The sequence below is a fragment of the Algiphilus sp. genome (genome assembly GCF_023145115.1).
Taxonomy (GTDB): Bacteria; Pseudomonadota; Gammaproteobacteria; order Nevskiales; family Nevskiaceae; genus Algiphilus.
This window is the reverse complement of record NZ_JAGLEJ010000006.1, coordinates 59,143-84,550: the sequence shown is the minus strand read 5'-3', so window position 1 is coordinate 84,550 and position 25,408 is coordinate 59,143. Positions and strand designations below refer to the sequence as shown.

The 25,408-nt window shown below is 69.4% G+C and carries 26 protein-coding genes and 1 tRNA gene; 16 read left to right on the top strand and 11 right to left on the bottom strand.

Annotated elements, in window-relative coordinates; all coding sequences use genetic code 11:
- Positions 1 to 260: 260 nt before the first annotated feature.
- Both KAH28_RS02325 and KAH28_RS02320 read left to right on the top strand, forming a co-directional pair.
- The gene (locus KAH28_RS02325; protein WP_290574192.1) at positions 261 to 2,735 is read left to right on the top strand and encodes a DUF1592 domain-containing protein; all 2,475 of its coding nucleotides are present in this window, start codon (positions 261 to 263) and stop codon (positions 2,733 to 2,735) included.
- Positions 2,732 to 4,054, top strand: a complete 1,323-nt coding sequence (locus KAH28_RS02320; protein WP_290574191.1) for a DUF1552 domain-containing protein — start codon at positions 2,732 to 2,734, stop codon at positions 4,052 to 4,054. Before KAH28_RS02325 ends, KAH28_RS02320 begins: the two co-directional genes overlap by 4 nt.
- 13 nt (positions 4,055 to 4,067) lie before the next feature.
- Here KAH28_RS02320 and KAH28_RS02315 read toward each other — a convergent pair whose 3' ends face one another.
- The 3 genes from KAH28_RS02315 to KAH28_RS02305 all read right to left on the bottom strand — a co-directional run bounded on the left by KAH28_RS02315 (position 4,068) and on the right by KAH28_RS02305 (position 6,616).
- Entirely contained in the window at positions 4,068 to 4,523 is a 456-nt protein-coding gene (locus KAH28_RS02315) for a hypothetical protein (RefSeq protein ID WP_290574190.1), read from the bottom strand.
- Between the two features lie 62 nt (positions 4,524 to 4,585).
- Positions 4,586 to 5,752 (bottom strand): DUF3047 domain-containing protein, encoded by a 1,167-nt coding sequence (locus KAH28_RS02310; protein WP_290574189.1) that lies wholly within the window; start codon positions 5,750 to 5,752, stop codon positions 4,586 to 4,588.
- A gap of 87 nt (positions 5,753 to 5,839) precedes the next feature.
- Positions 5,840 to 6,616: a ferredoxin--NADP reductase gene (locus KAH28_RS02305; RefSeq protein WP_290574188.1), complete on the bottom strand. Its 777-nt coding sequence runs from the start codon at positions 6,614 to 6,616 to the stop codon at positions 5,840 to 5,842.
- Between the two features lie 275 nt (positions 6,617 to 6,891).
- Here KAH28_RS02305 and KAH28_RS02300 point away from each other — a divergent pair, with 275 nt between their 5' ends.
- From KAH28_RS02300 to KAH28_RS02290, 3 genes are all read left to right on the top strand, one after another.
- Positions 6,892 to 7,590, top strand: coding sequence for a glutamine amidotransferase (locus tag KAH28_RS02300; RefSeq protein WP_290574187.1), 699 nt, complete (start codon positions 6,892 to 6,894; stop codon positions 7,588 to 7,590).
- Positions 7,587 to 8,483 carry an AEC family transporter gene (locus KAH28_RS02295; protein ID WP_290574186.1) on the top strand — a complete coding sequence of 299 codons (897 nt, stop codon included), beginning with the start codon at positions 7,587 to 7,589 and terminating at the stop codon, positions 8,481 to 8,483. The genes KAH28_RS02300 and KAH28_RS02295 overlap by 4 nt, the downstream gene beginning before the upstream one ends.
- Before the next feature lie 194 nt (positions 8,484 to 8,677).
- Complete coding sequence (locus tag KAH28_RS02290) at positions 8,678 to 9,631, top strand: cobalamin B12-binding domain-containing protein (protein ID WP_290574185.1); 954 nt, start codon at positions 8,678 to 8,680, stop codon at positions 9,629 to 9,631.
- An 11-nt stretch (positions 9,632 to 9,642) separates the two neighbouring features.
- Here the strand turns inward: KAH28_RS02290 and KAH28_RS02285 are convergent, their stop codons facing one another.
- The gene (locus tag KAH28_RS02285; RefSeq protein ID WP_290574184.1) at positions 9,643 to 10,218 is read right to left on the bottom strand and encodes an HNH endonuclease; all 576 of its coding nucleotides are present in this window, start codon (positions 10,216 to 10,218) and stop codon (positions 9,643 to 9,645) included.
- Positions 10,219 to 10,407: 189 nt separating this feature from the next.
- Here KAH28_RS02285 and KAH28_RS02280 point away from each other — a divergent pair, with 189 nt between their 5' ends.
- Positions 10,408 to 10,590 carry a hypothetical protein gene (locus KAH28_RS02280; protein WP_290574183.1) on the top strand — a complete coding sequence of 61 codons (183 nt, stop codon included), beginning with the start codon at positions 10,408 to 10,410 and terminating at the stop codon, positions 10,588 to 10,590.
- A 145-nt stretch (positions 10,591 to 10,735) separates the two neighbouring features.
- On the opposite strand, the gene ltrA is transcribed toward KAH28_RS02280, so the two are convergent.
- Positions 10,736 to 12,433 carry a group II intron reverse transcriptase/maturase gene (gene ltrA, locus KAH28_RS02275; RefSeq protein ID WP_290574182.1) on the bottom strand — a complete coding sequence of 566 codons (1,698 nt, stop codon included), beginning with the start codon at positions 12,431 to 12,433 and terminating at the stop codon, positions 10,736 to 10,738.
- 20 nt (positions 12,434 to 12,453) lie between these two features.
- Positions 12,454 to 12,527 (bottom strand) — tRNA-Gly (locus tag KAH28_RS02270).
- A 981-nt stretch (positions 12,528 to 13,508) separates the two neighbouring features.
- Between KAH28_RS02270 and KAH28_RS02265 the strand changes: the two genes are divergently transcribed.
- The 7 genes from KAH28_RS02265 (at position 13,509) to KAH28_RS02230 (ending at position 18,336) form a co-directional block, all read left to right on the top strand.
- Positions 13,509 to 13,991 (top strand): hypothetical protein, encoded by a 483-nt coding sequence (locus KAH28_RS02265; RefSeq protein ID WP_290574181.1) that lies wholly within the window; start codon positions 13,509 to 13,511, stop codon positions 13,989 to 13,991.
- Complete coding sequence (locus KAH28_RS02260) at positions 13,933 to 14,091, top strand: hypothetical protein (protein WP_290574180.1); 159 nt, start codon at positions 13,933 to 13,935, stop codon at positions 14,089 to 14,091. Before KAH28_RS02265 ends, KAH28_RS02260 begins: the two co-directional genes overlap by 59 nt.
- A 157-nt stretch (positions 14,092 to 14,248) precedes the next feature.
- Positions 14,249 to 15,238: a sulfur carrier protein ThiS gene (thiS, locus tag KAH28_RS02250; RefSeq protein WP_366918111.1), complete on the top strand. Its 990-nt coding sequence runs from the start codon at positions 14,249 to 14,251 to the stop codon at positions 15,236 to 15,238.
- On the top strand, positions 15,235 to 15,933 hold the full coding sequence (trmB, locus tag KAH28_RS02245) for a tRNA (guanosine(46)-N7)-methyltransferase TrmB (protein ID WP_290574179.1): 699 nt from the start codon (positions 15,235 to 15,237) through the stop codon (positions 15,931 to 15,933). The genes thiS and trmB overlap by 4 nt, the downstream gene beginning before the upstream one ends.
- Complete coding sequence (locus KAH28_RS02240; protein ID WP_290574178.1) at positions 15,926 to 16,831, top strand: phosphoribulokinase; 906 nt, start codon at positions 15,926 to 15,928, stop codon at positions 16,829 to 16,831. Before trmB ends, KAH28_RS02240 begins: the two co-directional genes overlap by 8 nt.
- Complete coding sequence (locus tag KAH28_RS02235) at positions 16,813 to 17,847, top strand: NADP(H)-dependent aldo-keto reductase (RefSeq protein ID WP_290574177.1); 1,035 nt, start codon at positions 16,813 to 16,815, stop codon at positions 17,845 to 17,847. Before KAH28_RS02240 ends, KAH28_RS02235 begins: the two co-directional genes overlap by 19 nt.
- 186 nt (positions 17,848 to 18,033) lie before the next feature.
- Complete coding sequence (locus KAH28_RS02230; RefSeq protein ID WP_290574176.1) at positions 18,034 to 18,336, top strand: DUF6763 family protein; 303 nt, start codon at positions 18,034 to 18,036, stop codon at positions 18,334 to 18,336.
- Between the two features lie 97 nt (positions 18,337 to 18,433).
- Here the strand turns inward: KAH28_RS02230 and KAH28_RS02225 are convergent, their stop codons facing one another.
- Together KAH28_RS02225 and KAH28_RS02220 are read right to left on the bottom strand one after the other, a co-directional pair.
- Positions 18,434 to 19,744, bottom strand: coding sequence for an MFS transporter (locus KAH28_RS02225; RefSeq protein WP_366918110.1), 1,311 nt, complete (start codon positions 19,742 to 19,744; stop codon positions 18,434 to 18,436).
- A 71-nt stretch (positions 19,745 to 19,815) separates the two neighbouring features.
- Complete coding sequence (locus KAH28_RS02220; RefSeq protein WP_290574174.1) at positions 19,816 to 20,610, bottom strand: exodeoxyribonuclease III; 795 nt, start codon at positions 20,608 to 20,610, stop codon at positions 19,816 to 19,818.
- A 60-nt stretch (positions 20,611 to 20,670) separates the two neighbouring features.
- Here KAH28_RS02220 and pyrE point away from each other — a divergent pair, with 60 nt between their 5' ends.
- Both pyrE and KAH28_RS02210 read left to right on the top strand, forming a co-directional pair.
- Positions 20,671 to 21,321 (top strand): orotate phosphoribosyltransferase, encoded by a 651-nt coding sequence (gene pyrE / locus KAH28_RS02215; protein ID WP_290574173.1) that lies wholly within the window; start codon positions 20,671 to 20,673, stop codon positions 21,319 to 21,321.
- 28 nt (positions 21,322 to 21,349) lie between these two features.
- Positions 21,350 to 22,021, top strand: coding sequence for a hemolysin III family protein (locus KAH28_RS02210; protein ID WP_290574172.1), 672 nt, complete (start codon positions 21,350 to 21,352; stop codon positions 22,019 to 22,021).
- An 8-nt stretch (positions 22,022 to 22,029) separates the two neighbouring features.
- On the opposite strand, the gene KAH28_RS02205 is transcribed toward KAH28_RS02210, so the two are convergent.
- Together KAH28_RS02205 and KAH28_RS02200 are read right to left on the bottom strand one after the other, a co-directional pair.
- Entirely contained in the window at positions 22,030 to 22,695 is a 666-nt protein-coding gene (locus KAH28_RS02205; protein WP_290574171.1) for an SDR family oxidoreductase, read from the bottom strand.
- Positions 22,696 to 22,758: 63 nt separating this feature from the next.
- Entirely contained in the window at positions 22,759 to 23,334 is a 576-nt protein-coding gene (locus KAH28_RS02200) for a DUF2946 family protein (protein ID WP_290574170.1), read from the bottom strand.
- A gap of 101 nt (positions 23,335 to 23,435) precedes the next feature.
- On the opposite strand from KAH28_RS02200, the gene KAH28_RS02195 reads away from it, so the two are divergent.
- Positions 23,436 to 24,359, top strand: coding sequence for a DMT family transporter (locus KAH28_RS02195; RefSeq protein WP_290574169.1), 924 nt, complete (start codon positions 23,436 to 23,438; stop codon positions 24,357 to 24,359).
- On the opposite strand, the gene KAH28_RS02190 is transcribed toward KAH28_RS02195, so the two are convergent.
- Complete coding sequence (locus KAH28_RS02190; RefSeq protein ID WP_290574168.1) at positions 24,336 to 25,403, bottom strand: DUF2914 domain-containing protein; 1,068 nt, start codon at positions 25,401 to 25,403, stop codon at positions 24,336 to 24,338. The two genes, KAH28_RS02195 and KAH28_RS02190, sit on opposite strands and share 24 nt — an antisense overlap.
- Between the last annotated feature and the right edge of the window lie 5 nt (positions 25,404 to 25,408).

Genomic DNA, 25,408 nt, shown 5'->3' with positions numbered 1-25,408 from the left:
AACGTCGTCTTGCGCGCGGGCACGGAAGGCCGCGCGCTGCCGACCCATCCGTAGGCTCGGCCCGGCCCGTGCGGGCGGGGGCGCCAGCGCCGCGGGAGTCTAGCGAGCGCTTGTGATCGGAATGTGACGATTCCGTGTCCGTCGCCTGTGGGCATGTGCCTACACGACAACGGCGCCGTGGCCCGATGTTTGCAGCGTCCGATGCCGCTACATTGCGGTCATCGCGCGCGACCGCCGAATCCGTTCCCGATCCTGTCGTCATGCCCCGTCTCCCCGTTCTGTCGTTCTTGTCGTCCGCCCGAAGGCACGCGCTGATCGCGGCGCTGCTCGCGCTGGCGGGCTGTTCCGGAGACTACTCGGGCGGCACCGCCGGCGGCGATGGCGGCGGCGAGCCGCCGGTCGCGGATGCGGGCGGGAGTGCGGGGGGCGGCGCGGGTGGTGGCGGTGACGGCATGGCCGATCTGGTCGACGGTCGCACGCAGTACGACGCGCAGTGCCGGTCCTGCCACGGGCCGACCGGCGAGGGTGGCGTGGGACCCGCCATGACGGCGCCGGCCTGTCCGAGCTGCGCGAGCGCGGACACGCTGGTCGCCAGGATCCACGGCACCATGCCGATGGGCAATGCGGCGGCATGCCGCGACGACTGCGCCCGCGACGTCGCGCACTACATCCTCGCCGGCTTCACCACCGAAGTCGCCGACGGCGGCGGTGGTGGCGGCGGCGACGGTGGCGACGGATCGGACGGCGATGACGGCGATGACGGCGATGACGGCGATGCCGGGGCCGGCGGTACGCCCGCCCGGGATGCCACCTGCTCGGTGACCATGCGCTTCCAGAGCAACTGGAACACCGGCTTCGTCACCGAGGCCGTCATCCGGAACTTCAGCGGTGCGCCGGTGGACGGCTGGGAAGTGCGCTTCGGGTTCGCCGACGGCCAGCGCGTGACCAACCACTGGAACACCGAGCTCACGCAGTCCGGCGCCGACGTCCGCGCGCGCAACGCCGGCTACAACGCGACCATCGCCGACGGCAGCGAGGTCAGCTTCGGCTTCCAGGGCGAACACGACGGCGCCAACACGCTGCCCGCGGACATCGCCCTCGTCGCCGACGGCTGCGTGCTCGCCGGTGACGATGGCGCGGGCAGCGGCGGAGGCGGCGACGGCGGCACACCGGAGCCGCTCGACGACGGGGAACCGCTGGCCTGCGCCGACCGGCCGCCGGCGCCGCGCACGCTGCGTCTGCTGACCCGGCGCGAGTACGACCGCACCATCCGGGATCTCACCGGCCTCGACGGCCGCTTCAGCGACGACTTCCCGGTGGAGGCACGGGTGCGCGGCTACGACAACAATGCCGACGTCGCGGTGGTCACCAGCCGGCACGTCGACGCCTATCTGGCAGCGGGTGCCGCGGTTGCCGAGCGCGCCGTCGCCGAGCGCCGTGGCGCGCTGCTCGGCGACTGCAGCAGCGGCGAGGCCTGCCTGCACGCCTTCATCGACCGCTTCGGCCGGCGCGCCTTCCGGCGGCCGCTGACCGCGACCGAGCGCGACACCTACCGCGCGCTGGACCGCGACGCGCTCACCGACGGCGACTTCGACACGGCCGTGCGCATGGTGATCCGCGCCATGCTGGCCTCGCCGCACTTCCTCTATCGCGCCGAGCTCGGCAACGCCGCGGGGAGCTTCCACGTGCTGGACGGCTACGAGACGGCCACCGCGATGGCCTATCTGCTCTGGGGCAGCATGCCCGACGACGCCCTGCTCGACGCCGCCGCGGCCGGCGACCTGGCGAGCGCGGCCGGCAGGCGCGACGCGGCCGAGCGCATGCTCGCCGACCCGCGCGCCCGCGAGCAGATCGCGGATTTCGCGGGGCAGTGGACCGGGGCCTACCGCATCCTCGAGCAGTTCAAGGATCCCGACATCTATCCGCGCTTCGACGACGACGTGCGCGAGGCGATGGCCGAGGAGCTGGCGCGCTTCGTGAACCACGTCTTCCTCGACGCGCCGGACGGCTCCTTCCGCGAGCTGCACACCGCCGACTACGTCTTCCTCAACGGCGCGCTGCGCGCGTTCTACCGGCAGCCCGGCGCCACCGGCGACCCCGCCTTCGCGCGCCAGCCGGCGGCGGACGGCACGCGCGGCGGTCTGCTCGCGCTCGGCGCCGTGGTGGCCAGCCACGCGCATTCCAACGAGTCGTCACCCATCAAGCGCGGCGTCTTCGTGCGCGAGCGGCTGCTGTGCCAGGAGCTGCCCGACCCGCCGCAGGATGTCGACACCACCCCGCCCGGACTCGACCCGAGCCTGACCACGCGCGAGCGCTTCGCGCAGCACACCGACGATCCCAACTGCGCGAGCTGCCACCAGTACATCGACGGTGTCGGCTTCGGCTTCGAGCGCTACGACGGCGTCGGGGACTATCGCGACCGCGAGAACGGGCTGGCCGTCGACGCTTCCGGCGAGGTGGTGGACATCGAGGGCTTCCGCACCGGCACCAGCGATCCCTTCGCGGGGCCGCGCGAGCTCGGCGCGCTGCTTGCCGACAGCCCGGTGGCGCAGGACTGCGCGGTTCGCCAGTACTACCGCTACGCGCGCGGCTACGAGGAAGGCGCCGCCGACCAGTGCACGCTGGACGCGCTGACGGCGTCGTTCCGCGACGGCGGTCTCGTGCTGCGCGACCTCATCCTCGACCACATCGCGCACCCCAGCTTCGTGCGCCGCCGTGCCGGAGGTGACGCGTGACCCGATCGATCCTCACCCGCCGGGGCTTCCTCGCCGGCATGCTGCGCACCGGCACGGCGCTGCCGCTGTCCGCACTGCTGCATCGCGCCGCCCTGGCGCAGGAGGGCGCGGCGCCGATGCGCGCGCTCTTCGTCTACATCCCCGACGGCTGCGCGCCGTCGCTCTGGCATCCCAGCGGCAGCACGCACGATTTCGCGCTGCCGGCGATGACCGAGCCGCTGGCCGCGGTGCAGCAGCACTGCGTGTTCCTCGAGGGCCTCAACATGTACGCCGGCGGCTCGACGCACGAGGGCGGCATGGCCAAGGTGCTGACCGCCACCGGCGATGTCTCGCTCGATGTCTTCGTCGGCCAGTACTACCGCGACCGCACGCCGCATGCCTCGATCCATCTCGGGGTGGCGTCGAATCACCAGAATGGCGGCTCCAACCACATGTCCTACCTGGGCGCGAACCAGCCGGTGTCGCCCGAGGACAATCCGCTGTCGGCCTACGAGCGTCTGTTCGGGCCGCCGGGCGGCGTTGCCGATGTCGCCAACCGTCGCAGGCTGTCGGTGCTCGATGCCGCGGTCGACGATCTCGGGCGCCTCCAGAGCCGGCTCGGCCAGACGCAGCGCCTGAAGCTGGAGCAGCACATGGATGCGCTGCGCGAGGTCGAGAACCGCATCGTCTCGGCCGACCAGGGCAGCGCCGGTGCCTGCCGGCAGCCGGACTGGAACCGCGCCGGCTGGTCGATGCCGGACGGCTACAACAGCTATCCGCTGTACTACAACCGCGACGACCAGTTCGCGGAGGTCGGGCGTCTGCAGATGGATCTGGGCGTGCTGGCGCTGGGCTGCGACCTGACGCGCAGCGTGTCGCTGCAGTGGTCGCATCCGGTCAGCCCAGCGCATCTCGAGCCCGAGACCGGCGCCACCCAGCGCCATCACGATTCGTCGCACTTCGATGCCGGCAACCTCGATTCGGCGGCGAACTTCGTCCGCTACAAGCGCTGGTTCACCGAGCAGTTCGCCTATCTGCTGCGGGCACTCGATGCGCAGCCGGACGGCGACGGCACGCTGCTCGACCACACCGTGGTGTTCCTGTGCTCGGAGTTGGGGCATTCGTCGCGGCACGACCACCGCAACATGCCCTTCGTGCTGGCCGGTCGGGCCGGCGGCCTTGAGACGGGGCGCTATCTCGACTACGGCTCGGCGCACGACGGCGATGGCGAGACCCACGCCAAGCTGCTGGTCTCGATCGCCAACGCGGTGGGGATTCCCATCGAACGCTTCGGCTACACCGGCCACGGCGCCGGGCCGCTGCCCGGGCTCTACGGCTGACGCGGCCGGCGCGTCAGTGCGTCATGCACTGCTCCGGGCGCGCCGAGAAGGGCAGGTTGAGGAACCGCTGGAAGAACGTCGGGTGCCGGTCCGTGTCGAGCAGCGTGCCCATGCATTCGCGTGCCCACGGCGCGGCGTCGGTGCCCAGCACGATGCCGAGCCGCTGGAAGGCGGCGCCCAGCGAGAAGCGCGCCTTGTCCTCGGCATGGCACTGCCGGAAGGTCTCGGCGAGGTAGATGGCCGACAGCGTCACCTTGGTGGCACCGAGGCGCGGTTCGATGCGCTTCGCCCACAGGGCGTCGGAGATCAGGTCGAAGGCGCAGCCGACATACGGGATCGATTCGTTCCACTGCTCCAGCTCGTAGTAGAGGCCGCCGGTGCTCATCCACTCGAACCACGTGTCGATCAGGCGCTGGTTGTCGCTGGTGGCGAGCAGCTGTCGCCGGTGATGGGTACAGAGGAAGTGCATGGCGAAGTCGTCTCCCGCATTCGGACCTTCACCATAATGCGAACCATTCGTATTTTCAATAGCTACGGTGCTTGCCCGCTATCGGGCTGCACCGGCACCGTCAGATCGCCGTCCGCGCCGCTCAAGCGGATATCGCGATAGCGGCATTCGCCCACCCCGCGCTGGAAGACCGAGTTGGCGATCAGCCACACGCCGACCACGCGCGCCGGATCGGAACCGCCGATGGCGCGCCGGTAGTCGGCGAGGATGCTGCGCCGCTCGGTCAGCCACTGCCCGAGCTCGGCGGGATCGTTGCGGATCACCCAGTGCGTCTCGCGCTCCTTCCACCACGACAGCGGGCACTGGAAGATGGTGTCGACGGGCAGCGCGGCGCTCCACATGTAGGTGAGATCGAGCCCGTTGTCGAACTCCACGGCGATGGACAGATAGTCGTGGGTGGGCTCGGTGTGCTCGGGCAGCTCGGACGGCAGCCTGGTGGCCTGCCACTGCCAGGTCAGGGCGAGGTCCGCATCGAGGGGGACATCCACCGGGTGCTGCAGGATGCCGACGTCGGCGTGGGTGCAGCATGCCATCTCGCCGGCATCGCCGGCGTCGTAGATGCTGCCCTCGCCGAGCCGCCACAGGTAGTGCCAGCCCGGTGGCGCGGCATCGCCGTCGTCGGTCGCTTCGCCGAACAGCGCGGCATCCGCGGCCGACAGCGCATCGGTTCGTGCCTGGGCGCGCCAGACCACGACCGCGACATCGAAGGCGCCGCCGATGCGGGCGCGCGGCACATCCGGTCCGAAGTCGCCGCGGCGGGTGGAGAACTCGCCGGGCAGCGTGGCCATCAGGTCCAGCCGGCCACCGTGCGCGGCGTGCACGGTGTGGGTCGCGCTGCGCACCTTGCGCGCCTCGCCGTCGCCGACGCGGTACCAGAGCCCGCTCTTCGCGCCGAGCCCGACATCGAGCAGCCGCGACACGTGCAGCCAGCCGCCGGTGATCAGCGTGCACTGCGCGCCGTCCGGCAGGACGACGGCCTCGTGCCAGTGCGATGCGCCGGCCGGCACGCGGTGCCAGCGCACCTCGGCGATGGCGGGCGCCAGCGACGCCAGGGCGCTGTCGACACGCGACCGGAAGTCCGCGACCGGCGTGCGAGCCGCCCCGCCGGAGAGCCGGTGCCGCAGTCGTCGCCCCGCGAAACGCAGCATGGTGGGAAGCGCGCTGGGCGCGTTGCGGACCGGCTCGGTCATGGCGGCGACAGGGGTGGGGGCGTGCCGTCAGCCTGCGTCAGCGGGCGCCGCCCGGCAAGTCGCGCCGGCCCGGGTTGCCGGGCGCGATCAGTGCTCGACGAAGGCCCGTTCGAACACGTATTGCCCGACGTCGCCGATGTGCTTGGAGGCCTGGAAGCCGCGGTTGTCGAGGATGTCCCGGAACTCGGCCAGCATCGAGGGGCCACCGCACAGCATGGCGCGGTCGGTCTCCGGATTCAGGGGTGGCAGGCCGAAGGTGTCCGGGATGGTGCCGTCGGTGAGCAGCTCCGTGAGTCTGCCCCGGTGGCGGAAGTCCTCGCGCGTCACGGTCGGGAAGTAGCGGAACTGCTCGCGGATGGTCTCGCCCAGCAGCTCGTGCTGGGGCAGCTCCTCGGTGAGATAGTCGTGATAGGCGAGATCCGCGACCCGGCGCACGCCGTGGCACAGCACCACCGTGTCGAAGCGCTCGTAGGTGCGCGGGTCCTTGATGATCGACAGGAAGGGCGCGAGCCCGGTACCGGTGGCGAGCAGGTAGAGGCGCTCGCCGGGGTGCAGGTCGTCGATCAGCAGTGTGCCGGTGGGCTTCTTGCTGAGCAGGATCTCGTCGCCCGGCGCCAGATGCTGCAGCCGCGAGGTCAGCGGGCCGTCCGGCACCTTGATGCTGAAGAACTCGAGCGTGTCCTCCCAGTTCGCGCTCGCCACCGAGTACGCGCGCATCAGCGGCTTACCGTCCACCGGCAGTCCGACCATGATGAACTGGCCATTCTCGAACCGCAGCGCGGGGTCCCGCGTGGTGGTGAAGCTGAAGAGACCGTCATTCCAGTGACGCACATCGAGCACGCGCTCGTTCAGAAACTTTTGCATTGATAAATCCGGGGGTGATTCCGTTTGGGTCTATTATATGGGAATGGATCGCAAGTAAAGCCCCCGAACGGCGTAGAAGGTCGACGGGATCGGGGTCGGGTGCGCCGCGGTGGTCGGCGGCTCGGGCCCGAAGCGGCGCTGCTGCGGGCTCGGAGCCGGACATGGCGCGTATCATCGCGGTCCGGCGCCCCGCATTTTTCGACTATCCACATGCGCGATCGTTCTGTAGACAGGAGCCCCGCTTCGGGGACTACGCGCGCCGTCGGGGCCGCCTGATGCGTCGGCTGCTCGCCATCCGGCACCTCGCCTTCGAGGATCTCGGCAGCTTCGAGACCGTGGCGCGAGCGCGCGGTTTCGAGCCGGCCTACGTGGCTGCTCCCGATCTCGTCGAGGGCCGTTTCCCGTGGCAGACCGCGGATCCGCTGGTGGTGCTCGGCGGCCCCATCGGCGTGGGCGATGGTGCGCAGTATCCCTGCATCGGCGTCGCCATCGACGGGCTGCGCGAGCGCCTGCGGAACGGCCGGCCGACGCTCGGCATCTGTCTCGGTGCGCAGCTCATGGCGGCGGCGCTGGGTGCGTCCGTGCGGTACAGCGGCGCGCAGCACGTGGGATGGAGCGCACTCGAGTTCGGCCCGGATCCCGGTCCGCTCGCGGGTCTCGCCGGCGTGCCGGTCCTGCACTGGCACGGCGACACCTTCGACGTGCCGCCGGGCGCGCGCCTGCTCGCCGGAACCGCGGCCGTGCCGCACCAGGCCTTCGACATCCCGGGCCAGCCGGTGCTGGCCCTGCAGTTCCATCCGGAAGTCGAGGCCGCGGGGCTGGAGCACTGGCTCATCGGGCATCACCGTCAGTTGTCCGATCTCGGCATTGCCCCGGATGCGCTGCGCGCGCAGGCGGCCCGCCATGCCGCGGCCATGACGCAGGCGGGCGATGCCGTGTTCGGCGACTGGCTGGATCGCGCGGCGCCGGCATGAGCGCGCTGCTGCTGGTCGTCCTGTGCATCGCCGCCGGTGCGCTGGTGGCACGCGCGCCGCATCCGGCGGGCATGGTGCCGGCGCTGAACTGGTGGGTGATCAACGTCGCGCTGCCGGCGCTGGTGCTGGTGCGCGTGGTGGCGCTGGACTGGTCGCTCGACCTGGTGTGGCCCGCGGTGGCGATGTGGCCCGTGTTCTTCGGCGCCTGGCTCGTCATCGCCGTCATCGGGCGCGCACTGGGATGGCGTCGGGGCGAGATCGGTGCTCTCGTGCTGACCTGCGGGCTCGGCAACACCTCCTTCGTGGGATACCCGCTGATCGAGGCGCTGCGCGGGCCCGAGGCGCTGGGCGTTGCCGTGGTGGCCGATCAGCTCGGCACCTTCCTGCTGCTGTCGACCTTCGGGTTGCTGGTGGCCGCGTGGTATGCGGGCACGCGCGTGGCGGTGGGCGAGATGGTGCGTCGCGTGGCGCTCTTCCCGGCCTTCATCGCCCTTATGGTGGCGATCCTGCTGCGTGCCAGCGGAATGGGGCTGCCAACGATCCTGGCCGAGGCACTGGAACGGCTGGGCGACACGCTTACACCGCTGGCGCTGTTCTCCGTGGGGCTTCAGCTGCAGCTGCGTGCCAGCGCCGCCGACATGGGCCGCATGAGCGTCGGTCTCGGTTGGAAGATGGTCCTCGCCCCGCTGACGGTGTGGACGCTGCTCAGCATGCAGGGCCAGAGCGGCGACGTCCTCGACATCACCGTCCTGCAGGCCGCAACCGCCCCCATGATCACCGCCGGCATCCTCGCGCAGCAGTACGGTCTGGCGCCGCAGCTCGCCAACCGCATCGTCGGCGTCGGGATCATGCTGTCCCTCCTGACCGTGCCCTTCGTCAGCTGGCTGCTCTAGCCGCGCATCCATTCCACCGTTCTAGACGTATCGACGACATGTGCTGGTCGCGACCCGTACGGCGGATGCCGTGTGCGCCGGCCATGCGCCGCGCCGGCCGCTACAGCGTCCGCGCGTTGTTCGACATGTCTATGACGAAAACGCGACATAGCGCGGTCCGGGGATAGAAAGGCAAGGAAACGAGAGGTGCAGCCATGAGCGAGAACGAACACGAGAACCCCCAGCATCCGATCCAGGTCGCCGCCCGGCGCAGCGGCCTCAGCACGCACGTCATTCGCGCCTGGGAGAAGCGCTATCAGGCGGTTGCGCCGAAGCGCTCCGGTTCCGCGCGGCGGCTCTATTCCGATGCCGAAGTCGCCCGGCTGACCCTGCTGCGTCGGGTGACCGAGGCCGGCTGGCGCATCGGTGACGTCGCGGGTCTGCCCGACGAGAAGCTCGCGCAGCTTCTCAAGGACGAGGGCATTTCCAGCACGCAGTCGCTGGCACCGTCGCCCGAGCTCGAAGCCCCCAGCGCCGAGCAGCTGGTGCGGCTGGCGCTCGATGCCGTGGCGCGGCTGGACGGCCCCGCACTGATCCGCATCCTGGAGCGGGCGGCGACCTCGCACTCCACGCCGGCGATGATGGAGACCGTGATCGCGCCGGTAATGGCGGCAGTGGGCGAGCGCTGGCGGATGGGGCGGATGCGCGCCTGTCACGAGCACTTCGTGTCCGCGCATCTGCGTTCCTTCCTGGGCGATGCGCTGGCCCAGGCGTCGACGGTCAGCGAGGGGCCGGTGCTGCTGGTGACGACGCCGTCGGCCCAGACCCACGAGATCGGCGCGCTCATGGCCGCCGTGATCGCGGCGCGGGCAGGCTGGCGCGTGATGTTCCTGGGTCCGAGCCTCCCGGCCGACGAGATCGCGTTCGCGGCCGATCTCACGCGCGCCAAGGCGATCGCGCTGTCGATCGCCTACCCGGCGGATGATCCCCGTCTGCCCGCGCAGCTGCTGCGGCTGCGCACCCAGCTGCAGCCTGGGGTGCCCATCTTCGCGGGCGGACCGGCGACGGCCGGCTATGCGCGGGCACTGGAGCAGATCGGCGCGATCCTGCCCGACTCGCTGTCCCGGTTCGACCGGGATCTGGAGGCGCTGCGCCGGGTGGGCGACTGACGCCGGCGGGCCTAACCGCCGCGCCGGATGCCCGAGCGCTTGCGCGCCGAGCGCGCGAAGGTGCGCAGGAAGTCCATCTGGTCGGCGAGGATGCGGCGATTCTGCAGGATGAGGTACTCGGCCAGGTTGGGCGTGTATGGCACCGCCAGCAGCTTCATGCCGGCCTGCTCCGGTGTCCGGTCATCCTTGGCCTGGTTGCAGCGCCGGCACGCGGTCACGCAGTTCTCCCAGACGTTGTCGCCGCCGCGCGACACCGGTACGACATGGTCCCGCGTCAGCTGCGTACTGGGGAACTGCCCGCCGCAGTACATGCAGAGATTCTCGTCGCGCTCGAAGAGCGTGCGGTTGTTGAGCAGCGGGACGCCGCGCGTGAAGCGGTGGGAGCGATCGGCGACCGCGATGATCGAGCCGATCTCGAGTCGCGAGCGGATGCCGCGGGCATTGACGCCGCCGCGAATCTCGAAACGCTCCTGCCCCGCTTCCCAGCAGACCCGGGAGCGGGCGTAGAGGGTGGCCGCTGTCTGCCAGTTGATCCATCCCACCGGCAGGCCGCCAGCATCGAGCTTGAGAATCGACGGTAACGACATGGCTGTGCCTGTAGACGTCCTTATCCTAGCCCATCGCGATGCGGCGCGGGCACTGTGCCGATCGCGTCGCAATCTTCGGCGCTCTTCGTGACAGGAAGCTGACAACTTTCCTGCATTTGGACGACTGTCATGGCGACCGCATCCCCCTGCGCTCGTGCCCGGGAAGGTGCGCGAACGGGGAACTGGCCAGTGACGACTGCGCGCGACCTTCCAGGCGGCCACCCGCGCAACGATCCACTGCGCGGCCACAGCTATGCCTTCGTCGATCTGCAGGGTGCCGATGGCGCCTGGCGCGTGCCGGCCGATGCGCCGGCGGGCGTCCAACGGCTGTGCCACTGGGGCGTGGCCGTGCCGGGCGGTGCCGTTGCCTGACCATGAGGGCGGTCGGCGGCAGGAGATGGAGCGGGTGAAGGGAATCGAACCCTCGTCGTAGGTCGGGTAGGAGGGCGACCTCGCGGTCACCCTCCCCCCTAAGAACCCAGCGTGCACGTTTCCGCGCACTGGGCTCAAGCAGCCACTAACCCAGCTCTTCGAGTAGGGCGGCGGCATGAGAACCTTCCGGCTCCCCGTTCAGCGCATCGGTGCTCTCGCCGGTCCAGCGCGAGTGCACCTGCCGATGGCAGGTGGGGTGGAGTAGCAGCAGGTTGGACGTGTCGTCCGTGCCGCCATCGACCCGCCGGACCTTGTGATGAAGATGCCATCCAGTGTCCGGTGTGATCGGTGCGCGACAGATGGGGCAGCGCCCCTCCTGCTTCTTCCACAACCACTGCAGTTTCCCTTTGCCGCGCAGGGTCTGGCTCATCCTCCAGCCAAGTCGGCTGAGCAGATAAGGCTCCCATTGCGGCAGATAGGGGTTGGCCTCAGCTTTGATCTTCTTGTGCATTCGGTAATGGAATGCGGACAGGAGAACGAGCTGACGGTCATCGACGGCGAACCTCCAGTCACGGCCATGGATGGTCGAGAAATACCGCTTCTTGACCCATCTCCGACCCTTATTGGGGTGTCGCCGCTTCGCCCAGCGCCATAAGGCGTACCAGATCTGGTGATCCAGCTGCCGGAACGTGTCGCGAACCGCTACGGGTTGATGGTACTGAGCCCAACCCCGAAGGGTCTGATTCAGCCGGAAGATCAGATCTTCCTGCTTAGCCGCCCGCATAGTTCGTACTGCATCCCGAACCTTGCCGTAGAACGCTGCGCGATTGCGCTTGGCGGGTACGACCGTCAGTCCTTCGCGGAGCCATCGGACGTGCCAGCCTAGGAAGTCGAAACCCTCTTCGACGTGTGTCACGCGGGTCTTTTCCTTCGAGAGCGTCAGGCCGCGCTCAGCCAGAAAGGACTCGATGACCGGGGTGACGTCCCGCTCCAATAGCTCTCGCGAACTACCGGTGACGATGAAGTCATCCGCGTATCGAACCAGCCGCACTTTCAGCTTGCGAGACTTGAAGCGCTCCCGGAGGAGTGGTTCCAGCCCGTCCAGCGTCAGATTGGCCAGCGTGGGCGAGATGATCCCGCCCTGTGGGGTGCCAGCTTCGGTGGGGAAGAGGCGTCCCTTCTCGACAAAGCCCGCCTTCAGCCACTTCCGGAGCATCTGCTTGTCCACGAGGACGTTGCGGATGAGCCAGTCGTGGCTGATATTGTCGAAACATCCCTTGATGTCGGCTTCCAGAACCCATTTCGGCGAGCATTCCCGACTCAGCGCTGTCTTGCATTGCTGAATCGCGTCCGCTGTGGACCGATGGGGTCGAAAACCGTACGAGTTGAGATCCGCTGTGCTTTCCGAGACTGGGTCGAGCGCAAGCCAATACAGCGCCTGCATTGCTCGGTCCTTCATCGTCGGGATGCCCAGAGGACGCTTCTTCCCGTTGCTCTTGGGAATATGGACACGCCTCAGAGGTTGTGGTCGGTAGCCATGGCGCCGGAGCGCACTGACTGCCTGCCACTTTGACGAAGGGGTAGACCAGGTTTCCCCGTCCACGCCCGGCGTCGCTTTGCCGCGGTTCTCGGTAACTCGACGGACCGCTACAGCTCTACCTGCCGTTGAGTTGGTCAGCAATCGTTGGAGCCGTTTTGCACTCCGCCAATCGCCGGCCGATGCCGCCTTCGCTATACGAGCCTGTAACCTCCTGACCGTGCGGAAACACTGAGCCCAGTCAATATCGGACCAGCATTGCCATTCGGTGGAGGCGACATCGCAAGCGGAATCCACTGCGTCCATATCAACCTCCTTTGGTGACATGGAGCGGGTGAAGGGAATCGAACCCTCGTCATCTGGTTGGGAACCAGAAGCTCTACCATTGAGCTACACCCGCCCGAGACCCCTGAAGGAGACGGACACACTGCGCCCCTGAGGGGAAGTGTATTCGCCCCTCAGGGAGGTGGGTACAGACCTATCTAGCGATAGGCCACCACGTGGAAGTGGGCACGCCTTTCGGCGGGGGTCATCATTTCAACCCCGTATCCCGACCATTATAGCCGGGCATTCGCTTTCTCCACGATCCTTTACCCACTGCGGATGCATCGTATCTTACGACACGACTTGTTCCCAGGGGAACACCGCATTGGGCTTACCGTGTTCCGTACAGGAAACAGGGCGGTTAGGGTTCCGTCTCTTCGCCGGCGGTACTCATGTCAGCGTGTGCCGACCAAGCAACAGCACAACCGACCGCTCCCGGTGGCAAGCAGTAAGCCGCCTGCTCCGGTGAATGGATCGAACGCAAGGCGCAGATCCATGTGGCTTCACGACGTTTAACGACGGTTCACTTGCGTTAACCCTGCAACCCAGCCTAGCACCGAATCGATTGCGCCAATCGATGCACACCAACCCCTCGCGGGGTAGGCGCCCCCGTGGGGAGTTACGTTGTCAGAACGCTTAGCACCGGACCGTTACCAGTCCCGCACCGTTCCTAGGCTACCGGTGGCTGAACACCGGGTTGGGCAGGTCATCTGGCGATGACCATCCAACAATTTCCTGCACGGCTTACGCCGCTGATGCGTTCTAGGCAAACCTCGCTTAGAACCTTTCAAGGCTGCTTCATCAGTCTTCGGCTTTCGCCTCGTGCTGATAGGTCAGCTACCTCGCGACTCACGTCGCACGCTTGGGAAGCCTCTGCTCTACCATTGAGCTACACCCGCAACGCTGCCTCGATTGTAGCGCGGTGCGGTCGCCGTGGTCGCGGGGGTGAGGTGGAAAAACGGGACGAGGCGGCGGCTCCGGTCGGTTAGCGTGCGGATCGCGGGGTCAGGTGCCGGGGCGGCGTCGGCGCCCCGTTCATCCACACGGGAGCTTCATCATGACGGTTGCCTTCCTCACCCGGTTCGCGCCATCCCTGACGGTGGCAACCGCGATCCTCGCCGCGGTGTCCGCTGCGGCGCACGCCCAGAAGGACGCCGCCGTGATCCGTCAGGACATCTTCGACCGGTTCGAGGTGGACGTCGACCGGTACGAGGCGTCGCCGGCGCTGGGCGCGCTCAGCGAGGTCCCCATCCATCGCGTGTCGGTCGGCGGTTTCGGGCCGGGCGAAAGCATCCTGTTCATGGCGGTGCGCGACGGCGAGGCATTCCGTGTCTACCGCCAGGGTCTGCCCCGCGAGAAGACCGGCTTCATGCGCCTCCTGCCGGACGACTTCCGGGTCGCGGGCCGATGCCGAGCGCCTGATCGCGGCGGCACTGGCGGTGCAGACCGAATTCTCGGCGCCCGATACCCCGCTCGAGGACATGCGCGTCGAGCGGGACGGCGATACCTACTACTTCGTCGACGGCGAGCGCTTCGGTGATGCCACCGGCTATCGCGTCGATGTCGACGGTGACGGTCGGGTGACCGCCTTCGCGTACGACGACGATCTGCCGGTGGCACCGCTGGCGTCTAGCGACTGACCGGTCTCGCCCGCGCGGCCGCTGTCGCGGCGCCGCCGCACGAACGGCGCATCCGTCTGTCCCATCGGCAGGCGAGGGGTGCGGGGAGATCGTGCCCCGCCCCTCGGTTATGATGTTCTGCTGCCTTCGGACGGGTTTCTCAATGACTGCGCAGTCCATAGTCATCACGCTCAACGGCGATGCGCGTGAGATCGCCGACGGGCTCTCCATCGCGGCGCTGCTCGACGAGATCGGTCTCGGCGAGCGGCGGGTGGTGGTCGAGCGCAACGGCGAGATCGTGCCGCGCACGCAGTTCGGCGATACGGCGCTGGGTGCCGACGATCGGCTGGAGATCGTGCGCGCGATCGGTGGCGGCGAGCCGGTGCAGGCCGACGACACGCTGATCGTCGGCGGCCGGCGCTTCTCCTCGCGGCTGCTCGTCGGTACCGGCAAGTATCGCGACCCCGAGCAGACGCGTGCCGCCATCGATGCGTCCGGCGCCGAGATCGTCACCGTCGCGCTGCGCCGCACCAACATCGGGCAGTCTCCGGACGAGCCCAACCTGCTGGATGCGGTGCCGCCCGATCGCTTCACCATCCTGCCCAACACCGCAGGCTGCTACACGGCCGACGAGGCGGTGCGCACCTGCCGCATGGCGCGCGAATTGCTAGACGGTCACAGCCTCGTCAAGCTGGAGGTGATCGGTGACCGTACCACGCTGTACCCCGATGTCCCCGCCACGCTGGCCGCGGCCGAGACGCTGGTGGCCGAGGGCTTCGAGGTGATGGCCTACACCAGCGACGATCCGGTGATGTGCAAGCGCCTGGAGGAGGCCGGTTGCGTGGCGGTCATGCCGCTGGCCGCGCCCATCGGCTCCGGTCTCGGCATCCAGAACCGCTACAGCCTGATGACCATCATCGAGCAGGCAACGGTCCCGATCCTGGTCGATGCCGGTGTCGGCACGGCCTCGGACGCCGCGGTGGCCATGGAGCTGGGCTGCGACGGCGTGCTGATGAACACCGCCATCGCCGAAGCCCGCGACCCGGTGCGCATGGCGCGCGCCATGAAGCTCGGTATCGAGGCCGGACGCGAGGCCTTCCTCGCCGGCCGCATGCCGCGGCGGCGGTTCGCGTCGGCGTCGTCGCCGGAGGAGGGAATATCCCGTTGACCTCCGGCCAGGAACGCGCGCCGGTCGCGCATCCGCGCCGGGTGCGCAGCTTCGTGCGGCGCGAAGGACGCCTGACCACCGGTCAGGCGCAGGCGCTGTCGTCGCTGTGGCCGGTCTACGGCTTCACCACCGCGGACGCCGGCGATGCCGACCGGGTCTTCGGGCGCAGCGCTCCGCTGGTGCTGGAGATCGGCTTCGGCAACGGCGACGCGACGCTGTGGCGCGCCGAGCGCGACCCGGAGCGCAACTATCTCGGCGTCGAGGTGCACCGCCCCGGCGTCGGCGGGCTGCTGCACCGCGCCCATCAGGCCGGCGTGGCCAATCTGCGGGTGGCGTGCGTCGATGCCGTCGAGCTGGTCGAGGCGCTGCCGCGCGAGCGGCTGGCAGCGTGCATCATCGAGTTCCCCGATCCCTGGCCCAAGCGCCGGCATCACAAGCGGCGCCTGATCCAGCCCGACTTCGTGGCCGTTCTGGCCGAGCGCCTGGCGTACGACGGGCGCCTGCTGCTCGCCACCGACTGGGCCGAGTACGCCGAGCACATGGTGGCGGTGTGCAATGCCGAGCCGCGCCTGCGCAACGTGGCCGACGACGGCGGCTTCGTGCCGCGTCCGGACTCGCGCCCGCCGACCCGCTTCGAGCAGCGCGGCGTGCGGCGCGGACACGCCGTCCACGATCTGGAGTACCGGCGTGTCTGAGCGCTATCCGGTCATCGCCGTGACCGGTTCGAGCGGCGCCGGCACGAGCACCTTCATGCAGGTCTTCGAGCGCGTGGCGCATCAGCTCGATCTCCGTCTCGCCTTCGTCGAGGGCGATGCCTTCCACGCCTACGATCGCGAGCAGATGCAGGCCGCGGTGTCGCGCGCCACCATCCGCGGCGAGAACTTCTCGCACTTCGGGCCGCAGGCCAATCTCCTCGACAAGCTGGAGGCGCTGTTCGCGAGCTACGGGCGCGACGGCAGCGGCCAGGTCCGCCACTATCTGCACACCGATTCCGAGGCCATCGAGGCCGGTCAGCCGGTGGGGACCTTCACGCCCTGGGAGCCGCTGCCGCCCGACACCGACATGCTCGTCTACGAAGGACTGCACGGCGGCGTGGTGACCAAGGAGCTGGACATCGCCCGGCACGTCGATCTGCTCATCGGCGTGGCACCGATCGTCAACCTGGAGTGGATCCAAAAGATCCGCCGCGACACCGGCGAGCGCGGTCACGACCCCGAGGAGGTCACGCGCACCATCCTGCGGCGCATGCCGGACTACGTGAACTACATCTCGCCGCAGTTCTCGCGCACCGACATCAATTTCCAGCGCGTGCCGCTGGTCGATGTCGCCAATCCCTTCATGACGCCCGAGATCCCGCGCGCGGAGGAGAGCGTCGTGGTCGTGCGCTTCGCCGAGAATGCCCGCGCGCGGGCGGACTTCAGCGACTGGCTGTCGCGCATCCCGGGCGCGTTCATGAGCCGGGCCGATACCATTGTCGTGCCGGGGCCGCAGCAGCCGCTGGCCATCGAGCTCATCCTGCGCCCCGCGGTCGAACAGCTCGCCGCGCGGCGCCAACGCGCACTGGGAGCAAGCACGTGGACTATCGCCGACTAGGGCACAGCGACCTCGAGGTCAGCCTCATCTGCCTCGGCACCATGACGTGGGGGCAGCAGAACACCGAGGCCGAGGCCTTCGAGCAGATCGACTACGCGCTCGATCAGGGCATCAACTTCATCGACGCCGCCGAGATGTACCCGGTGCCGCCGATGGCCGAAACCCAGGGCGCCACCGAGACCATCATCGGCAACTGGCTCGCCCGCAGCGGTCGGCGCGAGGAGATCGTGCTGGCCAGCAAGGTCACCGGCAAGTCCGCCATGGACTGGATCCGCGGCGGCCCGCGCCTCACCCGCCAGCAGATCGTCGAGGCCTGCGAGGACAGTCTCCAGCGTCTGCAGACCGACTTCCTCGATCTCTACCAGGTGCACTGGCCCGACCGCGCCACCAACTTCTTCGGCAAGCTCGGCTACCAGCACCGCGAGGACGACGACGTCGCCGAGATCGGCGAAACCCTGGGCGCGCTCGCCGAGCTGGTCGAGGCGGGCAAGGTGCGCTACGTCGGCATCTCCAACGAGACACCGTGGGGCCTCTCGGAATACCTGCGGCTGGCGCATCAGCACGACTGGCCGCGCGTGGTCTCGGTGCAGAACCCGTACAACCTGCTCAATCGCAGCTACGAGATCGGCCTCGCCGAATTCTCCTGGCGCGAGCGCGTCGGGCTGCTGGCCTATTCGCCGCTCGCGTTCGGCGTGCTGTCCGGCAAGTACCTCGGCGGCGAGAAGCCCGAGGGCGCGCGACTGACGCTGTTCGAGCGCTTCTCGCGCTACACCGGCGAGATTCCCGAAGCCGCGACGCGGGCCTATGTCGAGCTCGCCCGCGAACACAAGCTCGACCCGGCACAGATGGCGCTGGCCTACGTCAACAGCCGCGGCTTCCTGGCCAGCAACATCATCGGCGCGACGACCATGGAGCAGCTCAAGGCCAACATCGCCAGCCACGACGTGGCGCTGTCGTCGAAGGTGCTGAAGGGTATCGAGGCCATCCACCAGCGCTACCCGAATCCCTGCCCCTAGCGGCGCTCGGCGCCCGCTTTCCGCCCCGCGGCGCTCCGGCGCCGGCCTCCGGGCGCGATTTCGGGCGTATTCAGCCGCTTGTCGGCCGAGCCGCCGATAACCGGTTGCGCTGCCTCCGGCGCGGGTCTATAACCGGAGTACCGGCAATTTCCGTTGCCTTCGCCGGGCGACCGGAGGGATGCAGGCATGGCGGACTGGATGCGCGATCTCGCGGTAGGGCAGTGGTACGACATGGGTCAGGGACCCGTCGAGGTCATCGGTATCGACGTCGACAGTGAAGTCGTGCTGGTGCAGCACTTCGATGGCGAGCTCGAGGAGTTCGAGTTCGATGCCTGGATGGAGCTGCGCGCCCAGCCCATCGCGCCCCCCGAGGACTGGACCGGCGCCATGGGCTGCACCCGCGAGGAGGTCGACGACGGCGTCGCCGACGTTCCGCGGGTCGGCCGCTGGGACGATCCGCTCGACCGCATCGATCAGGACATCCACTGACCGCGTGGATAAGGTGTCTTAGGGCCACAGATTTTGGGGATTGTTTGCTGGTGGCACTGCCGCAGTCAGCGCACACCAGAACCCCAAGAAATCGGTGTCAATCCGTGACATCGGCGGCTCTAAAATCGGTCGTCCCGACTCTGCGCTGCACCGCGAATCGCCAGTACCACGCTGCCAGCAGCACCGCCGGCACGCCGAGGCCGGCCGAGCACAGGAACATGCCGGCGTAGCCGATGCCGTCGACCAGCGCGCCGGAGAACCCGCCCAGGAACTGGCCCGGCAGCGTCATCAGCGAGCTGAACAGCGCGTACTGCGTAGCCGTGTAGCCGCTGCTGGTGAGCGATGAGAGGAAGGCGATGAATACGGCGATGGCCATGCCGCCGCTGAGGTTGTCGGCGACGATGGCCGCGACCAGCCCGTAGCGCTCGGGGCCAAGCCCGGCCAGCCAGACGAAGACCAGGTTGGTGATCGGCGCCAGCAGCGCGGTCAGCAGCAGCAGGCGCGGAATGCCGAAGCGCGCCACCAGCAGGCCGCCCAGGGCGGCGCCGGACAGCGTCATCGCCAGGCCGAAGGCGGCGGCGATGTTGGCGATCTCGCCCTTGGAGAAGCCGAGGTCGAGGTAGAAGGGGTTGGCCATCACGCCCATGAAGATGTCGCTGATGCGGAAGCTGCCCACCAGCAGCAGCAGCATCAGCGCGTGCCAGCGGTAGCGCGCGAAGAAGTCCGCGAAGGGGCACACCACCGCGCCGATGAACCAGGCCTGCAGGTCACGCCACCAGCCGGTGTGGCGGGTGCGTTCCAGAAAGGCCACCACGCGTGCCTCGATGTGCGCGCTGTCGCTTCCGCGCGGCGTGTCGGGTTCGCGGATCACCAGCGTGCAGACGATTCCCACCAGCATCAGCACCGCCATGCCGCCGTAGGCCAGCGACCAGCTTCCCACCGACGCCAGATGGAGCGCGCCGGCGCCGGCCGCGAGCAGCGCCACCCGGTAGCCGAAGACATAGGTCGCCGCCATCGCACCCTGCAGATCGTCGCCCACCGCCTCGATGCGGTAGGCGTCGATGGCGATGTCCTGCGAGGCCGACCCGAATGCCGCCAGCACCGCCCACAGCGCCACCAGGCCGAGCGCGTCTGCGGGATCGGTGAGGCTCATCCCGAGCAGGGCGCCGGCTATGGCGATCTGCGCGGTCAGCATCCAGGCGCGGCGCCGTCCCAGCCAGCGTGTCAGCAACGGGACGGGCAGACGGTCGACCAGCGGCGCCCAGAACACCTTGAAGCTGTGCGCAAGACCGACCCACGACAGGAAGCCGATGGCGGTGCGCGTGACGCCCAGGTCCGACAGCCAGGCGGAGAAGGTGCCGCCCACCAGCAGTAGCGGCAGGCCGGCCGAGAACCCCAGCAGGGCCATGGCGGCTACGCGCGGATGCGCATAGACCGCCAGCGCCGCGCGCCATCCGCGCGCCGGCGCGCCGGCTTCACTCAAGCGCCGCTCCGCAGCGGGTGATCGTAGTCGGCCACCAGCGGCGCGTGGTCGGACAGGTTGTCGGCGGTGTGTACGTGCATCGCCTGCAGTTGCGCGGCGATGCCCGGCGTGCAGATCTGGTAGTCGATGCGCCATCCGACGTTGTTCTCGCGCGCGCGCCCGCGCTGCGACCACCAGGTGTAGGCCTCGCCCTCGGCGTCCGGGTGCAGCGAGCGGAAGGCATCGACCCAGCCCAGATCACCGAACACCCCGTCGAGCCAGGCGCGCTCCTCGGGCAGGAAGCCCGAGTTCTTCCGGTTGCCGCGCCAGTTCTTGAGGTCGATCTCGCGGTGGGCGATGTTGACGTCGCCGCAGACGATGTACTCGCGGCCGGCGTCCTTCCACTGGCGCAGGATGGTCGCGAACCAGTCGAGGATGCGGTACTTCTCGTCCTGGCGCTCGGTACCCGACGTGCCGGACGGCAGGTAGAGGCTGACCACCGACAGGTTGCCGTAGCGCGCCTCGAGGTAGCGGCCCTCGTCGTCGAAGGTGGCGTCGCCGAGCGCGTCGATCACGCTGTCCGGCTCCTGCCGCATGTACAGGCCGACGCCGCTGTAGCCTGCCTTGCTGGCCGGCTTGAGCGCGATGTGCCAGCCGTCCGGCGCGAACTCGGGGCGGGCGTCGAACTGCTCGCGCGTGATGCGCGTCTCCTGCAGGCAGACGACGTCGGCGCCGGAATCGGGCAGCCACTCGAAGAAGCCCTTGCGCGCGGAGGCGCGCAGGCCGTTGCAGTTGAGGGTGACGATGCGCAAGGGGCTTTTCCGCGACAATGCCGGCGTCGCAGTGTAGCCATTCGTCACGTACCGGGTGCCATGAAGCCTTACCAGACCGACTTCATCCGTCTCGCGCTGGACGCCGGCGTGCTTCGCTTCGGCGCCTTCGCGCTCAAGTCCGGCCGCACCAGCCCGTACTTCTTCAACATCGGCGCCATCGCCGGTGGTGCCGCGCTGGCGCGGCTGGCCGATGCGTACGCGGCGGCCTTCCTGGACGCCGACCTGGAAGCGGAGCTGCTGTTCGGCCCCGCCTACAAGGGCATTCCGCTGGCCGCCACCATGGCGACGGCGCTGGCGGGGCGCGGTCGCGATCTCGGCTTCGCGTACAACCGGAAGGAAGCCAAGGACCACGGCGAGGGCGGCGTGCTGGTCGGTGCCGAGCCGCGCGGCAAGCGCGTGGTCATCGTCGACGACGTGCTCACCGCCGGCACCGCGCTGCGCCAGTCGGTCGAACTGCTGCGCGCCGAGGGTGCCGAGCCGGTGGCGGCCATGATCGCGCTCGACCGCCAGGAGCGCGGCAGCGGGGCGGCCTCGGCAGTGCAGGAGGCGGAGGCCGAGCTGGGGCTGCGCGTGGTGCCGCTGGTGACGGTCGCCGAGGTCATGACCCATCTCGCCGAGGCCGGCGTGGCGCCGCAGGCTCTCGACGACATGCGTGCCTACCAGCGGCAGTACGGCACCGCGGCCGCCTAGCGCCGGCAACTCGTGCATGATGCGGGGCATGGACGCCCCGCCGCCCGAGCGCGAGATATCGCGCACGCTGTACACCGTCGGCGAAGAGATCGCGCACAGCGTGACCCATGGACTCGGCGTGCTGATGTCGATCGTCGGGCTCTGCGTGCTGGTGGCCTTCGCTGCGCTGCACGGCGACGCCGTGCACATCGTGGCGAGCGCGATATTCGGCGGCACCCTGATCCTCCTGTACACCGCCAGCACGCTGTATCACAGCATTCCGCTGCCGCGGACGAAGTCGGTGCTGCGCGTCATCGACCACGTCTCCATCTATCTGCTCATTGCTGGCACCTACACCCCGTTCACGCTGGTGACGCTGGCCGGGCCGTGGGGCTGGTCCCTGTTCGCCACGGTGTGGGGGCTGGCAGCGGTCGGCGTCGGCTTCAAGCTGTTCACCACCGGGCGCTTCGAGCGGCTGTCGGTGGCTGTCTATGTGGCCATGGGGTGGTGCGGCATGGTGGCCATCGGGCCGCTCATCGAGGCGATGCGGCCCGGCGGGCTGTGGCTGCTGGTGGCGGGCGGGCTGGCCTACACCGGCGGCGTCGTCTTCTACGTGATGACGCGCGTGCCCTACCACCACGCCATCTGGCACCTGTTCGTGCTGGCCGGCAGCGTGCTGCACTACTTCGCGGTGCTGTTCTACGTCATTCCGCGCAGTTAGGCGCGTCGCTACCAGGGCAGCACGCTGCCGTCGGCGTGCCGGAAGGTGCCGCTGCTCGCGAGATCCAGCGCGTCCATGCGGGCGACCAGCTGCTCGGCGGCCCGCTCGGGGTCGATGTGGCCGTTGTGGCCGGTCATGTCGGTGCGCACGAAGCCGGGGTGGAGGATGGCGACGGCGATGCCGCGGGCGTGCAGATCCAGCGCCAGCGACTTGCCGGCGGCATTGAGCGCGGCCTTGCTCATGCGATAGCCGTAGCGTCCGCCCGAGTCGTTGTCGGCGATCGAGCCCATGCGCGAGGTCAGCAGTCCGATGCGGGCGCCGTTCCCCATGCGGTCGAGCAGCGCCGTGGTCACGCGCAGCGGGCCGAGAGCATTGACCTCGAACTGCTCGCGGATGCCGTCGATGCCCATGTGCTGCAGCGACTCGTCGTGCATGACGCCGGCGTTGTGGAACAGCACATCGATGGCGGTGTCGCCCAGTGCCGCCTGCAGGCGCGGCATATCGGCGTCACGGCCGACGTCGATGTGTTCGATCACCCGCACGCCGAGTGCGTCGAGCGCTGCCGGGCGACCGCGACCCACCGCGATGACGGTGTCACCGCGCTCGTGCCAGCGGCGCGCCAGGGCGAGGCCGATGCCGCGCCCGGCGCCCGTGATGACGATGGTCTGTGCCATTCCGGATGCCTCCTGCGATGGGGTGGCCATGCTGGACACGCGCCCGCGGGGCGCGCAAGCCCGCTACGCGTCCTCCGGTCGGGGATCGCGCACGAAGCCGAGGCGTGTCGGCGCGGCGGCGCGGTCCAGCCGTTCCACCGGCAGCGCGGTATCGTCCAGGCGCAGCGTCAGTCCGCTGGGTGCGCCATCGGGCCGGGTCAGCGCGTCCTCCAGCGCCGCCTCGTCGAGCGTGCCGTGCTCCGGAGCGAGGTGCGCGAGCAGCCAGTCCGCCTCGTGCTCGTCGAGCAGCGCCGGTCCGTGCTCGGTGCGCAGCAGGAGCGCGCCGTTCTCGTCGATGAAGGCCGCCGTCGGTTGTCGCACCGGCCGGTCGGTATGCGTGTGCAGGGTGCCGTCGTCGGCGACGCGCAGCACCAGCGGCGCATAGGCCAGCGTCACGTAGCCGCGCTGCGGGCCGTTCTGGAAGTACCACGCGCCGCGCTCGTCGGCGAGGTAGTTGCGGCCGATGGTGTCGATGATCTGCGGGCGCGTGATGAGCTCGCCCTGGATGCACCAGCGTCCGCGCCGGTCCAGCGACAGCCAGCCGTACAGCGCCGGCACGTCGGGCCAGCGGGCCAGCGCGCGCATCATGCGGTCGTCCATGTCGTCTCCTCGGCGGTGGGCGTCTCGATCCGGCGCATGATCGGCACCCCGGGCGCGCTGCGCAATCGGCGTTGCACCGGCGGTGCGGGCGATAATGCGGGATGGAATCCGCCACCACCCGAGCCGACAGTGTCGCCCGGCGCACCCATGTGCACGGGCTGGTGCTCGCCATCGTCGGTGCCGTCTTCTTCTCGGCCAAGGCCATCCTCGCCAAGCTGCTCTACCGCGAGGGCATCGATGCGGTGACGCTGGTGGCGCTGCGCATGCTGCTCTCGGTGCCGTTCTTCGCGCTGGTGGCGGCCTGGACCTGGATACCGCGTCCGCGCCCCTCGGTCGCCGACGCCGGTCGCATCGCGTTGCTGGGGCTGCTGGGCTACTACGCCTCCAGCATGCTGGACTTCATCGGGCTGCAGTACATCACGGCCGGCCTGGAGCGGCTCATCCTGTTCCTGACGCCGACCGTCGTGCTGCTGCTCGGCATGCTCTTCCTGGGGCGGCGCGTGAACGGGCTTCAGTGGCTGTCGATGGGCTTCGCCTATGCCGGCATCGTGCTGGTCTTCCAGCACGACCTGGCACTGGGCGGCGACGATGTGGCGCTGGGCGCCGGGCTGGTCTTCGCCGCGGCCTGCACCTACGCGGTGTATCTCCTGCTGTCCGGCGAGATCGTGGCGCGCGTGGGCACCCTGCGGCTGGTCTCGCTGGCGATGATCGCGTGCTGCGTGGCCAGCGTGGTGCAGTACGCCGTGCTGCGTCCGCTGCCCGGGCTGTTCGAGCAGACCGCCGCGGTGTGGGGGCTGTCGCTGCTCAACGCGACCCTGTGCACGGTCCTGCCGGTGTTCCTGATCATGTTCGCGATCGCGCGCATCGGCGCCGGGGTCGCGGCGCAGGCCGGCATGGTCGGACCGGTGTCCACGCTGTTCCTGGCCTGGTGGATTCTCGACGAGCCGTTCAGCGCCGTGCAGATCGGCGGCACCGCGCTGGTGCTGGTGGGCATCCTGCTGCTATCGGTGCGCCGCGCCGGCTGATGCGGTGACGGTGCCGTCCGGCGTCACGCGCACGCGGGTCTCGCCGAGCATCTGTCCGGCCGCGGTGCGCAGCGCGATGCGCCACTCCCCGGCGCTGTCCGCGGGGAAGTGCTGCTTGCGCGACCAGGTGCGGTAGCCCGCCTCGCGCCCGCCGCGGATCTCGGTGGCGATGCGCTCGACCAGCACTCCCTCGTGCCGCCACTCGAAAACCAGATCCTGGCGCAGGCCCAGCGGCGCACGCACCGCTGCGAAGGTGTACAGCCCCTCGGCGCGCAGCGCCGCGGTGTCGAGGTGGTCGATCGCGGCGCCCGGTGTGCGCGGCATGCTCAGCGTCTGGGTGGCGCGCAGGGACTGCGTCTCGAGACCGACCGGCGGCACGGTGCCGCGCGCCGTCCAGCCCGCGGTCAGGGCGGCCGTGAGCAGCAGGGCGGCGCGCGGCAGGCGCCGCAGCGGTGTCGTGACGAGACGGCGCAGCACCATGGGCAGCAGGCAGAGCAGCATGAGGCCGGCCGCCAGGCCGAGCGCGCTACCGGTGTCGCGCTGCAGCGCCACCGGCACCACCACCAGTGCCGCCACGAAGGCGCAGAAGCCCTGGAAGGCCAACGCCAGCGTCGGGCGGGCGCAGATGCGGTCGAGGTAGACGCGGTCGACCGTGGTCGCGGCCGCCGCCAGCGCCACCAGCACCGCGAACACCGGCTGGCTGCTCTGCCATACCGTGGCCGCCCACACGAAGGGCAGCGCGAAGAACAGCGTTTCCTGGTGGAGCGACTGGGTCACCATGCGCAGCAGCGCCGGCGACAGGCGTCCGCGGCTCATGCGCGTGAGCAGGCTGCCCAGGGCGCCCTCGGCCAGGATCCACAGCCAGCCCGCGAGCACCATCGCCGCGATCGCCTGCGCCATTGCGGCACTGCGCTCCACCAGCACGTAGCTGGCCCAGCCGGCGACGAAGCTGATCGCGGGCAGCAGGCGGTGGCGATGGCGCAGCAGCGCGCGCGTCAGGCGGCCGGCAGCGTCGCGCCGCCGCCAGGGGGCGCGGAACGGCATGCGGA

Coding starts and splice junctions, on each gene's coding strand:
- KAH28_RS02305 (WP_290574188.1), bottom strand. CDS start 6,616: ATGCAAAAGTTTCTGAACGAGCGCGTGCTCGATGTGCGTCACTGGAAT.
- KAH28_RS02315 (WP_290574190.1), bottom strand. CDS start 4,523: ATGCACTTCCTCTGTACCCATCACCGGCGACAGCTGCTCGCCACCAGC.
- KAH28_RS02195 (WP_290574169.1), top strand. CDS start 23,436: ATGGAATCCGCCACCACCCGAGCCGACAGTGTCGCCCGGCGCACCCAT.
- KAH28_RS02260 (WP_290574180.1), top strand. CDS start 13,933: ATGCGCGTCGAGCGGGACGGCGATACCTACTACTTCGTCGACGGCGAG.
- KAH28_RS02205 (WP_290574171.1), bottom strand. CDS start 22,695: ATGGCACAGACCATCGTCATCACGGGCGCCGGGCGCGGCATCGGCCTC.
- pyrE (WP_290574173.1), top strand. CDS start 20,671: ATGAAGCCTTACCAGACCGACTTCATCCGTCTCGCGCTGGACGCCGGC.
- ltrA (WP_290574182.1), bottom strand. CDS start 12,433: ATGGACGCAGTGGATTCCGCTTGCGATGTCGCCTCCACCGAATGGCAA.
- KAH28_RS02300 (WP_290574187.1), top strand. CDS start 6,892: ATGCGTCGGCTGCTCGCCATCCGGCACCTCGCCTTCGAGGATCTCGGC.
- KAH28_RS02230 (WP_290574176.1), top strand. CDS start 18,034: ATGGCGGACTGGATGCGCGATCTCGCGGTAGGGCAGTGGTACGACATG.
- KAH28_RS02310 (WP_290574189.1), bottom strand. CDS start 5,752: ATGACCGAGCCGGTCCGCAACGCGCCCAGCGCGCTTCCCACCATGCTG.
- KAH28_RS02210 (WP_290574172.1), top strand. CDS start 21,350: ATGGACGCCCCGCCGCCCGAGCGCGAGATATCGCGCACGCTGTACACC.
- KAH28_RS02295 (WP_290574186.1), top strand. CDS start 7,587: ATGAGCGCGCTGCTGCTGGTCGTCCTGTGCATCGCCGCCGGTGCGCTG.
- KAH28_RS02190 (WP_290574168.1), bottom strand. CDS start 25,403: ATGCCGTTCCGCGCCCCCTGGCGGCGGCGCGACGCTGCCGGCCGCCTG.
- KAH28_RS02265 (WP_290574181.1), top strand. CDS start 13,509: ATGACGGTTGCCTTCCTCACCCGGTTCGCGCCATCCCTGACGGTGGCA.
- KAH28_RS02200 (WP_290574170.1), bottom strand. CDS start 23,334: ATGGACGACCGCATGATGCGCGCGCTGGCCCGCTGGCCCGACGTGCCG.
- KAH28_RS02325 (WP_290574192.1), top strand. CDS start 261: ATGCCCCGTCTCCCCGTTCTGTCGTTCTTGTCGTCCGCCCGAAGGCAC.
- KAH28_RS02285 (WP_290574184.1), bottom strand. CDS start 10,218: ATGTCGTTACCGTCGATTCTCAAGCTCGATGCTGGCGGCCTGCCGGTG.
- KAH28_RS02225 (WP_366918110.1), bottom strand. CDS start 19,744: ATGGCCCTGCTGGGGTTCTCGGCCGGCCTGCCGCTACTGCTGGTGGGC.
- KAH28_RS02290 (WP_290574185.1), top strand. CDS start 8,678: ATGAGCGAGAACGAACACGAGAACCCCCAGCATCCGATCCAGGTCGCC.